Source organism: Streptococcus sp. HMSC36C04, from assembly GCF_001839535.1.
GTDB lineage: Bacteria > Bacillota > Bacilli > Lactobacillales > Streptococcaceae > Streptococcus > Streptococcus hominis.
This window is the reverse complement of record NZ_KV841600.1, coordinates 12,945-24,807: the sequence shown is the minus strand read 5'-3', so window position 1 is coordinate 24,807 and position 11,863 is coordinate 12,945. Positions and strand designations below refer to the sequence as shown.

Sequence of the window (11,863 nt, the reverse complement as noted above, 5' to 3'; positions counted from 1 at the left end):
TCCGTAAATTAAGTATAGCACAAATTTATTTTATTGCAAGCGGTTTCTAAAACTATTTTAAATAATTATCAGGTGATAAATAAAATAATCGTCTGTTAATTATTTAAAAGAACTTTGATAAGTCGTTCAACCTATCAAAGTTCTTAAAGAGAATGTTATTAGATTATTTAACCATTTGATTTAGTCGTTCATACACTGCAACAACTTCTTTTGCTAAATCAATAAACGTTAAGCTCGTCATCAAGTGATCTTGAGCATGCACCATCAAAAGACTGAGCTCAATTTTTTCACCTTGAGCTTCTTGTGTCAGCATCACTGTCTGTGACTTGTGTGCTAAAACTAATGCCTTATCTGCTGCTTTTAACTTTTCATGTGCTTCTTCAAAGAGACCGTTCTTAGCTTTTTGAATCGCTTCAAAAGCATTGCTCTTCGCCTCGCCACCATACATAATGAGGGACATGATACTTTCTAAATTTGAATTTTCCATATTAATCTTCTAGCCTCCGATCAGTTCCTCAGCTAACGCTAGCACCTTTGAACCGTTCATCATGCCATAATCCACCATTGGGATAACTCCAACTGGGATATTCTTTTGAGCTAACTTTTCTGTGAATTGATCTAAAAGATAGCGCACCTGTGGACCTAATAACAAAACATCTACTTTCTTCTCAGAAAGGATATCATCTACTTCTGGTGCTGGAACTGCAAAAATTTCTGCATCTAATCCTTTTTCATCGGCTGCAGCTTGCATTTTTGTAACAAGCAAGCTGGTACTCATACCCGCAGCACATGCCAACATAATGGTAACTTTACTCATAATTGTTCCTTTCTATTCATTAAAGTCAACGATCTTTTCTACCGATTAACGGATCTTGCTAAACGTGACACAGTATGTCGAACGCCACGAATCGTATTGCTCAGTGCATAAATATTATCCACTACTGCCAAACCACCATAGCCTGCATCTCCAATATGTTGAATATCCACACCACAAATTTTATTGCGAAGTGCGATTTGTTTAATCGTATCCACATCTGATGTCTCTTGGCTAGTGCCAATAGCGCTTAAGACTAAACCTCTTTTACTATGTACTAGATCTACGACAGCTCTCATTTCTTCATCGTTGAAAGCAGGAACTGTACCAACCGCTGGTACCAAAATCACATCTGCACCAGCTTCTAATAATTGTTCAGCTATCTGAATGTCTGCAACCGGCTCGGATACCCCTGCACCGTGCATTTTTCCAGCTATAATCAAACCTGAAAAATGCTGCTTAGCTAATTTTACTGCATCAATAATTTCTTTATTGCTAACTCCTGTACCGGGATTTCCTGTCAAACAGACAAAATCAAAACCTAATTTTTCGATTTGCTCAAAAGAAGCTTGACTGGCTTGTCGACCAGCAGCAATCACTTGCACTTCTTCCAACATATCTGCTTGCAAATCAACAGGTTCTAGATTGACCCCGATTGGTGCTCCGACTAAGCGATGGAGCTCTCGAACCACTTGACTGTCTTCACAGTCCAATCCAAAGATCTTTGGATTAAAAACATCTAAACAATTCAGTAAAATCATATCTGCGCCGAAAGCTCTTGCAATTTCAGCATTGGTGATATCTCCGATAAAGGTTTCACGAATGACCACATTTTCAGACAACACAACACGCCCTTCACTCGCTTGAATGCTTTGCTTGAGCTCTTGGGCTGTCATATTCAAAATTTCCGAAGGATTTGCACTAATTAATCGTTTCATATTCCCATCTCCCTACTGATTTTCTTCTGCTTTAAAGCGTTTTTCAATAGCAATCACAAATGGGATATAGATTAAAATATCCATCACAATAAGAACAGCTTGTAAAATAGACGCTTTAAAACTTCCCGTTGCCAGCAAGCCACTAATAATCGGAGGAGTTGTCCAACCTGGGTCAGTATATGTTAACGGTACAAGACCACTTGCCATGGATGACCATGCAACGATGAGATTCGCAATCGGTGCCAAAATAAATGGGAACAGAAGCAAAATGTTTAAGACAATTGGAACACCAAACATCGTTGGCTCATTGATATTGAACAAACCTGGAACCACTGTAATAGGTGCCAGTGTTTTGATCTGCTTACTTGATTTTTTCTTTTTCGCTAAATAACCAATCGCTAATACCAAGCCAATAGTTGCGCCACCACCGCCAATGAAGACGAAATTATCCATAAAGACACTGGTAAAGATATGCGGTAGTTTTTCCCCTGCTTGATAAGCAACTTTATTGGCATCGAGATTCGAAAGCCACAATGGTTTCATAACCGCATTGACAACATTTCCTCCATGAAGTCCAACAAACCAGAATGAACTATTTAAAGCAACTAGAATCATCAAACCAAATAAATTATTACCTAGTAGGCCTAGCGGTTTTCCTAAGATAGTCTGGGCGACAGCATGCAAATTTGGTAGTTTTAAACTTGCTAAAAGGGCATAAACCAACAACCAGCCTGTGATAATCACTGCACCTGGAATAATGGCGCTGAAACTTTTTGAAACTGCCGGTGGAACACCATCAGGCATTTTAATTTGGACATTATGATTGATGAACCATTGATAGATATAACCATTTACCAAACCAAGAATGATTGCTACAAAAAGGCCTTGTGAAGCTAAAAATGCTGTAGGAACACCGTTTCCTGTTTTAGTAGTAAGGAATGGTGTCACTGTGATAAAGGCAGCAAGCGAGATAATCCCAGAAGGAATCCCATCCACTTTGTATTGGCGACTCATATAGTAGGCAATCCCAAAACTGGCTACCAAACCAATCAGACCAAAACTACTATCCACGCCTTTCCATAGATAGGCAGAAACCCCAATTTTTGTCAAATACGCTTCCCATCCTGGAACAGGAAAACTAGCAATAACCATAAACAAAGAACCAATCAACAATAATGGTACTGCAAGCGTAATTCCATCCCGAATTGCCACTAAGCCTTTATTATTTCCCAGCTTAATGGCAATGGGCATTAACTTCTTTTGTAAAAATTTGTCCATCTTTACAATCTCCTTTGGTTATAATATATTATTAAATAGCAGACAAAACCAACTTTATCTCGCTTTTTAATTATATTTTAAAACGATTTTCCGTGAAAGTCAAGCGCTTTCACTTATATTTGATAATTTTTTATAATCAATATATAATAGATGCAGGGAAGGATGGTAGATAATGAATCAAACAAAAAAACAAGCTGAGTTACGAGCGATTATTTTAGATAAAATTTACGCCAAGGGGCCAATTTCTCGCATTGATATTTCAAAAGAGACTGGCATTACTCCTGCCACAGTTAGTGCGATTACAGGAAGTTTGATCCAAGAAAAACTGCTGTATGAGCTGGGGGAAGATGAAGAACACGCAAAAGTCGGACGCAAGAAAATCCTCTTGGGTATTAAAAAACAGCACTCTTATTTCATCGGCTGTGAACTGTCTGAAAAATACTTTTCTTTTGTGTTGAGTGATAATACAGGAAATGTGATTGATAAAGATAAAGCAACCGTCACCTCGGAAAAAATTCTAGCAGAAGGCGCTGATTTGTTTTGTCATTTACTTGAACAATTCATTTTTCGGAACAATTCCTATACAATTCAAGCCGTGGGAGTAGCTATCCCTGGACGCTATTTGCACAATGACTTGATTACAACAAACAATCAAACATGGAAACAATTTGATCTAGCAAAGATTAAAAACGAGTTTTCTTTTCCAATTTACTTTTCTAATAATGTCAATTGCATGGCACTAGCAAAGCGCCTTTTTTCTGCTTACCAGCTGGATGAGAATTTTATCTATTTTCATTTTGCACGGGGTATGCACTGCTCTTACATGTACAATGGCAAAATCTACGGCAAAAGCAATATTGTCATCGGTGAAATTGGTCATACCGTCGTTTGTCCTGACGGAGAAGTCTGTGGTTGCGGACGCAGAGGCTGTTTGCAGACTTATGCTAGTGAAAGTTGGCTGATAAAAAAAGCAAAAATCATCTTTGAAACTGCCGAGTTGACCTATTTAAAATCGCTTGTCACAGATAAAGAAGAGATCACGATTCAAACCATTCTCACAGCCTACAAGCTAGGAGACCAAGCTATTCTCAATCTCCTTCATTTGGCATTTAAGTATTTAGCACAATCCCTGCTAAACCTTAGCATGATGATTGATGCAAAGAAAATTTATCTGCACAGTCCCATCTTGACTGATGACAAAGTCATTGCAGCTTTCTATCAAGAAATCTCACTACAACCAAAACTACTCTTCAAAGACTTGCCTGAACTCATTATCGAGCCTTATAGTGATTTTACTGGCGCAGTCGCTGGCGTTGCTCTTTGTTTGCAAAAGGAGTTTTTATCCATTTAGCTTCATTATGGCTCATAAACTTGTTATACTTATTACAAAAATTAGAGGTCAGAACAATTGTCACGAACCTCTAATTTTTACTATACAATACAAGATGGACTTACTAACTTGTCTGAAATATTTATAAAGAAAGAACCTCTATTGTGTCAAAGAGGTTCTTCAAAGATTCCTTTAGAACTTTCATTTTTACATAACTACATCCATCGTCAGGACTTGTCCGTCTTTTACAACTTGCTCACCTGCTATATAGACATCTTTAACATCATTTCCCTTGACAGCATAGACAAGGTGGGAGAGCATATTTTCCTCTGGGTACAAGTGCACTTTTCCTTTTGGCTGAATGATTAAAAAATCTGCTTGTTTGCCAACTTCTAGGCTGCCGATTTGATCATCCATGCCGAGTGCTTTGGCACCTTCAATTGTCATTGTTTTCAAAGCCTGCTCAATGGTAAATTGAGTGGCGTCACCTGTGCGCATTTTTTGTAAAAGAGCAGCAGTACGACTTTCTTCAAACATATCCAAATTATTATTGGAAGCGACCGAGTCCGTTGCAAGTCCGACTGTCACGCCAGCTTGAATCAAGTCTGTTACGGGAGCGATGCCAGATGCTAATTTGAGATTGCTGATGGGATTGTGGGCGATATGAATCTTAGAGGCTGTTAGTTCTGCAATTTCTCGCTCATTTAATTCCACACCGTGGGCAAAAATCCCCTCATGCTCCAGATAACCTAATTCTTTCAAGAAAGCAAGTGGGCGTTTTCCATAACGCTCTAAAATTATGCCATTTTCTGCTTGTGTTTCTGCCACATGGATATGCAATTTCAGCTGTAATTCACGCGCCAGCTCCAAGCTTCCCTTTAGCAACTCCTTACTGCAACTATATGGCGCATGTGGTGCTACCATTACTTTAAAGCGGTCATCGTTGTAGGACAGAATTTCCTCAATAATAGTCCGAGTACGCGCCAAGGTTTCTTCCGTCGTCTCCATATCGGAGCTAAACAAAGTCGGTGAAAAATAACAACGCATTTTAGAGCGTGCCACCACTTCATGAATCTGCCCAATTTCAACACCGTTGGGATTGTACATATCATTAAAAGTCGTCGTCCCAGTCTGAAGCATTTCTGTAAGTGCCAGATTGACAGCTCTTGTTGTGACCTCTGGTGTAAACTCGCTTTCTGCCGGCCAGATATAATCTTCTAGCCATTCGTGGAGATTGCTGTCGTCTCGAATGCCACGAAGTGTGGTCATAGCAGAGTGGGTATGGCAATTGACTAGACCCGGCATAAGCCAAGCTCCCTCACAATCTACCGTCTCATCTGCCCGCGCTTCCCAAGTGGCATCCTCATTCCCACAATAAACAATCTTGTCCTCGTTTACCACCAACAGCCCATTCCGATAGACATGAAAATCTGCATCACATGTCACCAAATTCACCTGTTTAAATGCTTTCATCGCTTCTCCTTTAAACAAGAGCCATAAGATGATGTTCAATTACTGTGCATCGTTAGCAGCAATCGCAAAAACAAAAGCCGTATGGATACTCATTTCACATTCACCTTATGCTCTATTTGTATTTGACAACATAACTAAGGACAAAGCCACGCTTATTTACGGTAAGACGGTAGAAACTCTCCAACCCTATTATGGAGATTATATGTTTTCATTGAATTTTTTAGTTATTGTAGCAAAATCTATACCAAATAGCAAGCTTTAAAAAATGGGAAAAACATTAAAATTTACTCCGCAAATCCTATCTGCAATACTTTGAGCAATCAATCACTACAACATTTGTTTAGTCTGTAATTAGTTTTGAAACTGCTAGTCGCTCTATCCACACATTTATGAGTAGTTGCGAAATAAGCAGAGCCGTCTAGCTCAGTCACTGTTTACTCTACTGATCTTACTTCATATATGAAAGCAAGTAGCCATATCCTGCAGCTTCCATATCTTCTTTTTTAATAAAGCGTAGCGCTGCTGAATTGATACAGTAGCGAAGTCCGCCTTGTTCCTGTGGACCGTCTGTGAAAACATGACCTAAGTGTGCATTCCCTGAACGCGACCGCACCTCAATCCGCTCCATACCGTGACTTTTATCTTGATAATACTTGATCACATCTTTGGCAATCGGTCTTGTAAAACTCGGCCAGCCACAACCAGCATCAAACTTATCACTGGCAAAGAAAAGCGGTTCTCCCGTTGTCACATCCACATAAATGCCTTCTTCAAACGTTGCAAAATATTCGTTATGAAATGGTCGTTCGGTTGCGGCATGTTGAGTGACTTGGTAGGATTCTTCAGACAAATCTGCCTTTAAAGCTGCTTCGTTCGGTTTCTCATACTGTCCCGGATCAACTAAAGGCTGATAAGCATCATTGACATTGATATGGCAATAACCACTAGGATTCTTCTTGAGGTAATCTTGATGATAATCCTCTGCCAATACATAATGGCGCAGCGGTTCTACCTCCACCGCAATCTTCTTGCCAAATTGCCGTTCTTGCTCTTTTACGACTTCGCTAATGACTGACACATCCGTATCGTTTATGTAATAAATCCCTGTGCGGTACTGACGTCCGACATCATTTCCTTGCTTATTGATAGACAGCGGATCAATCACCCGAAAATAATAGAGCAAAATTTCTCGTAAGCTAACCAAATTTTCATTATAAGTCACATGAACTGTCTCAGCATGGTCGGTTTGATGAATCAGCTGATAATTAGTCGACTCTACTTGCCCATTAGCATAACCGACGGTCGTGTCAATCACGCCTGTGATACGGGAAAAATATTCTTCCAACCCCCAAAAGCAGCCACCTGCTAGATAAATTTCAGCCATAAAAACACCTCATTTCTTTGTTCTTATTTTCTCACAAATTCCTAAAATGTTATAAGAATTTGATTAGAACTTTCTTGAGAATGATATGGCAATGAACTGTTAAATACCACTCTGGTTTAATCCAGATAGTTCAACTTCCCACGAAAATCTTCTATGCTTTCATAGCCTTTTTCTAACATGATTGCTTTCAGCTCCTCAGTAATACGCTCAAAAGCTCCTACACCTTCTTTGTGCAGCGTTGTTCCTACTTGCACCATACTAGCTCCACAAAGAATATGCTCAAAAGCATCTCGACCCGTCAACACACCACCTGTACCGATGATTTGGATTGTAGGATTGAGCCGTTGATAAAAAGCATGAACATTAGCAAGGGCAGTCGGTTTGATGTATTCACCACCAATTCCGCCAAAGCCATTTTTCGGACGAATAACAACTGTTTCATCGTCAATATAAAGACCATTTCCGATTGAGTTAACACAGTTGACAAAAAAAAGAGGAAATTTGTTAAAAATTGCTGCCGCTTGATCAAAATGTGCCATATCAAAATATGGTGGCAATTTAATGCCCAGCGGCTTGGTGAAATAGTCAAACACTTCACTCAAAATCTTCTCTGTCGCCTCAAAATCATAAGCGATTTGTGGCTTTCCAGGAACATTTGGACAAGATAGATTGAGCTCAGTCAAGCCTTTAAAGTCACTGTCCTGCACCTTTTTCAAAAGGGTGTGGGTTTCTTCTAGCGACAGACCTACCAGCGACAAAAAGAAGGTTCGATTGGACTCTGCTTTTTGTAGGTCTAATAAATACTCCAAATAATAATCCAATCCATGATTGGGTAGTCCCATTGAATTGATTGAACCTAGTGGTACATCTTGGTAACGAGGTTCAGGATTTCCTGCTCGCGCTTGCAAGGTTGCTGTCTTAGTCACAAAAGTTCCCGCAGCTGAGTTTTTAACTTCTTCTAGTTCTTCAATCGTCATGCAGGCAACGCCAGCCGCATTCATCAGGCAGTTGTCAAAAGAAAAACCAGCAATTTGTGTTTGAGTTGATAGCATGAAATGCTCCTTTCATTTTTTCTATTGTACCACTAAAAGCAGAAATATGACTCTTTGAACGGAATAGAAAGAAGAAACGTTCGGGATAAACAACTGAATCTTTGTTGAGCAAGAGTTTGATGTAAAATTATATGTTTGAATTTTCAGAAAATTCAACTTTTTTCTTTACAGCTCTTTTGTTTTCTGTTATAATGGCACATGTAACAAAAGATAACACACACAGAACTAGGACGAAAGTCTCGTTCTGTGATTGGGCTAAGACCATTGATAGCTAGAACAGACAAGTCTAACAAATCTTGCAAAGCAACTTTTGTTGAGCTACCTCTTTTTCCCATGACCGTTCGAGCATAGGGAATTACGGACGTGGATATTAAGGAGCATAGCGATGTGATTGCTTTTATTTTTTACGGTCTTAGTATCTTATTGCAACTGAACTCGGATGGAAAGTCTAGCAAAAAAGATAGGTTCCCTTGTGTTCATCGAACACGGCGTCAGCCTCCTATTTTTGTACGACTTTTACTCGTCCTCGTATCTTATTTAAGGAGAAATCTATGACAACTGCTAAAGAATATATCCAAAGCACTTTTGAAGCTGTGAAAGCTCGCAATGCTCACGAAGCAGAATTTCTGCAAGCGGTAGAAGAATTTTTAAACACGCTTGAACCAGTTTTTGAAAAACATCCTGAATACATTGAAGAAAACATTTTGGCGCGCATTACCGAGCCAGAACGTGTGATTAGTTTCCGTGTTCCTTGGGTTGATCGCGACGGCAAGGTTCAAGTCAATCGCGGTTACCGCGTACAATTTAATTCCGCAGTTGGGCCATATAAGGGCGGTCTTCGTTTCCACCCAACGGTTAATCAAGGGATTTTGAAATTTCTTGGATTTGAACAAATCTTTAAAAATGTTTTGACTGGACTGCCAATCGGCGGTGGTAAAGGTGGATCTGACTTTGATCCGAAAGGCAAGACAGATGCTGAAGTGATGCGTTTCTGCCAAAGCTTCATGACAGAATTGCAAAAATATATCGGTCCTTCTCTTGACGTTCCTGCTGGTGACATTGGGGTTGGCGGACGCGAGATTGGCTATCTTTACGGTCAGTACAAACGCCTACGCCAATTTGATGCTGGTGTCTTGACTGGTAAACCACTTGGATTTGGAGGTTCTCTGATTCGCCCAGAAGCAACTGGTTACGGCCTTGTTTACTATACGCAAGAAATGCTTAAAGCAAACGGTGAAAGTTTTGACGGAAAGACCGTTGTCGTATCCGGTGCTGGAAATGTAGCTCAGTATGCTGTGCAAAAAGCAACTGCCCTCGGTGCTAAAGTCATTTCTGTGTCTGATTCAAATGGTTATGTCATTGACAAAGATGGTATTGATTTTGACCTTCTAGTTGATGTAAAAGAAAAACGACGTGCTCGTCTGACAGAATACGCTGCTGAAAGGGCAAGCGCTACTTATCACGAAGGCTCTGTCTGGACTTACGAAGGTGCATTTGACATTGCCCTGCCATGTGCCACTCAAAATGAAATCGATGGTGAAGCAGCAAAACGCTTGGTAGCGCAAGGCGTATTCTGTGTATCAGAAGGTGCTAATATGCCAAGTAATCTTGACGCCATTGCCGTTTACAAAGAAAATGGTCTCCTTTATGGTCCTGCCAAGGCTGCCAATGCCGGTGGGGTGGCTGTATCTGCTCTTGAAATGAGCCAAAATAGTCTCCGTCTCTCATGGACGCGTGAAGAAGTAGACACTCGTCTGAAAGACATCATGATCAACATCTTCAACACTGCTAAGACAACTGCTGAAAACTACAATCTTGGCAAAGATTATCTAGCAGGAGCAAACATTGCTGCTTTTGAAAATATCGCCAACGCTATGATTGCCCAAGGAATTGTTTAAACGAATATACAGGATAAAAGGCTGTGGACGAATTTGTCCACAGCCTTTTACTGTTCTTCTGCTGAAATAATCAATAGCTATTTCTAAAATTTCACGCTTTGGGTTTCTCCCCACTTGACATTGTCATAAGTGAGAGTGTAAGGCTGCTGCGCGCCGTCCTCACCGTCATACATCAGCTTCCATTCTACCTTTTCACCCGCTACGAGTTCCTCTTTGATTTTGTTGGCCTCAAAAATGGCATCATCCATTACATAGGATTCGCCCATTTCGTCTTGTAAATCAAAGTCATAAACATTGAGTGGGAGCTTTTCGCTAGAGGTATTTTCGATAATAACCTTAGCCGTAATCATCGCACCTGTTGCTTGGCCTTCCATTCGCTCTTTAGAATCCACGTGAATGTACTGGACAGTAACTTTCAGACCATTTTCAAAACGAACGCTATCTCCCAGGCGATGATGTTTGTAATTATCTTGATAAATTTCAGTTCGAGTGCCATGTCCTAAAAAAGCAAGGTTGACAATACTTAAACCAGCCACCATGAGGGTGATGCAAAAGAGCATGACACAGCTAATGATTGTCGTCCAAAACAAAGGCTGTTTATACAAAGGCTGTTTCAAGCGATAGACGTGACCGTCAGGGGTCGTTATTTCATGCGGTACTTGTTCTTCCATAGTAATCTCCTTTCTGCCTATGCTGGCGCATAAATCGTTGGCAAATCAATTCCTCCCTTTAATAGAGCGTCATGATACAGTCTGTAAAATTGATGATAAACGGTGCTTTGGCTACCGCTTTGGACGGTGATACTGACACGAAAATAAAATTGTCCATTGTCTGCGAGTTGAGGGCCTAGAATCACTGGTTCCTGCAAAATTTCTACTTGATCGCCCGCGTATTCCTCATTGACCTGCTGGATAATCTGAGTGACCTTCTCCAAATCCGTCTGAGCGTATAATGGAATATCAATGAGCGCTCGCATATTGCCGCGTGAGAGATTGCTGACGACGGTAATGTTGCGATTAGGAACGTAATGCAAAGTGCCATCTGCATCGCGCACTTGTGTCGTCCGAATCCCGACGCTCACAACCGTTCCTGCGATTTTAATCGAGCCATTAGTCAGACGAACGCTGTCTCCGACATCCAACTGCCGCTCCAACAAAATAAAGAAACCATTGACTAAATCGGACAAGAAACCTTGAGCGCCCATCCCGATTGCCACCCCAGCAATCCCAGCTCCTGCCAGTAAACTTGACACCGGCAAGCCTAAAATCGCCAATATCCAATAAATCAAAAAAAAGTAAAGGGTGTAATTCAGCAAATTTTCAATCAAACGAGTGAGGGTCTTTTGCCGCCCTTCGTCTTGACTGGAGAGTTTCAAAGAGGGGGAGATAATCTTTCTTACGAGTACATGTACCAGCTTTTTAGCGAGGTAAAAGAGAGCTAGCAAGAGCAAAAGTGAAACGAGCTTGCTAAAGACATCATCTACCAAATGAGACCAGTTGAGTTTTTCAAAGTAGCGAGAGAATACATTCTTGTTTACTGAGAGCATACTTCACCTCCTCGTATTTATCTCTATTATACCATATCTGAGCCTAATTGAATCAGGGGAATGCTAACTCCCCCTAGTGTATTCTATTCTAAAACAGATTGATTTTTCAGAATATTTATACTATAATGGGAGACATTATGATTATGAAGG

General features: G+C 40.4%; 11 protein-coding genes and 1 riboswitch. Of the genes, 2 read left to right on the top strand and 9 right to left on the bottom strand.

Translation table 11 applies throughout. The annotated features are described in order from the left end of the window. Nucleotides 1-163: 163 nt before the first annotated feature. From HMPREF3249_RS06730 to HMPREF3249_RS06715, 4 genes are read right to left on the bottom strand one after another with little or no spacing between them, the layout of a single operon-like run. Nucleotides 164-487 (bottom strand): PTS sugar transporter subunit IIA, encoded by a 324-nt coding sequence (locus tag HMPREF3249_RS06730; protein WP_049476153.1) that lies wholly within the window; start codon nt 485-487, stop codon nt 164-166. A 9-nt stretch (nt 488-496) separates the two neighbouring features. Further along, nucleotides 497-817: a PTS sugar transporter subunit IIB gene (locus HMPREF3249_RS06725; RefSeq protein ID WP_059221549.1), complete on the bottom strand. Its 321-nt coding sequence runs from the start codon at nt 815-817 to the stop codon at nt 497-499. Nucleotides 818-855: 38 nt separating this feature from the next. Then, nucleotides 856-1,752 (bottom strand): DUF7916 family protein, encoded by an 897-nt coding sequence (locus tag HMPREF3249_RS06720; protein ID WP_059221551.1) that lies wholly within the window; start codon nt 1,750-1,752, stop codon nt 856-858. 12 nt (nt 1,753-1,764) lie between these two features. After that, the gene (locus tag HMPREF3249_RS06715) at nt 1,765-3,030 is read right to left on the bottom strand and encodes a PTS sugar transporter subunit IIC (protein ID WP_003039556.1); all 1,266 of its coding nucleotides are present in this window, start codon (nt 3,028-3,030) and stop codon (nt 1,765-1,767) included. Nucleotides 3,031-3,202: 172 nt separating this feature from the next. Here HMPREF3249_RS06715 and HMPREF3249_RS06710 point away from each other — a divergent pair, with 172 nt between their 5' ends. Further along, nucleotides 3,203-4,381 (top strand): ROK family transcriptional regulator, encoded by a 1,179-nt coding sequence (locus HMPREF3249_RS06710; RefSeq protein ID WP_059221552.1) that lies wholly within the window; start codon nt 3,203-3,205, stop codon nt 4,379-4,381. A gap of 186 nt (nt 4,382-4,567) precedes the next feature. Here HMPREF3249_RS06710 and HMPREF3249_RS06705 read toward each other — a convergent pair whose 3' ends face one another. From HMPREF3249_RS06705 to HMPREF3249_RS06695, 3 genes are all read right to left on the bottom strand, one after another. Further along, nucleotides 4,568-5,833 carry a TRZ/ATZ family protein gene (locus HMPREF3249_RS06705; protein WP_059221554.1) on the bottom strand — a complete coding sequence of 422 codons (1,266 nt, stop codon included), beginning with the start codon at nt 5,831-5,833 and terminating at the stop codon, nt 4,568-4,570. Nucleotides 5,834-5,956: 123 nt separating this feature from the next. Beyond that, nucleotides 5,957-6,059, bottom strand: a riboswitch (purine riboswitch). 222 nt (nt 6,060-6,281) lie between these two features. Then, nucleotides 6,282-7,217, bottom strand: a complete 936-nt coding sequence (gene msrB, locus HMPREF3249_RS06700; RefSeq protein WP_059221556.1) for a peptide-methionine (R)-S-oxide reductase MsrB — start codon at nt 7,215-7,217, stop codon at nt 6,282-6,284. 116 nt (nt 7,218-7,333) lie between these two features. After that, a complete protein-coding gene (locus tag HMPREF3249_RS06695) occupies nt 7,334-8,269 on the bottom strand; it encodes a dihydroorotate oxidase (RefSeq protein ID WP_059221557.1) in 936 nt (311 codons plus the stop codon). A gap of 551 nt (nt 8,270-8,820) precedes the next feature. On the opposite strand from HMPREF3249_RS06695, the gene gdhA reads away from it, so the two are divergent. After that, nucleotides 8,821-10,167, top strand: coding sequence for an NADP-specific glutamate dehydrogenase (gene gdhA, locus HMPREF3249_RS06690; RefSeq protein WP_059221560.1), 1,347 nt, complete (start codon nt 8,821-8,823; stop codon nt 10,165-10,167). 83 nt (nt 10,168-10,250) lie between these two features. On the opposite strand, the gene HMPREF3249_RS06685 is transcribed toward gdhA, so the two are convergent. Further along, nucleotides 10,251-10,838, bottom strand: a complete 588-nt coding sequence (locus tag HMPREF3249_RS06685) for a DUF4352 domain-containing protein (protein ID WP_059221562.1) — start codon at nt 10,836-10,838, stop codon at nt 10,251-10,253. 17 nt (nt 10,839-10,855) lie between these two features. Beyond that, nucleotides 10,856-11,713, bottom strand: a complete 858-nt coding sequence (locus HMPREF3249_RS06680; RefSeq protein WP_059221564.1) for a mechanosensitive ion channel family protein — start codon at nt 11,711-11,713, stop codon at nt 10,856-10,858. Between the last annotated feature and the right edge of the window lie 150 nt (nt 11,714-11,863).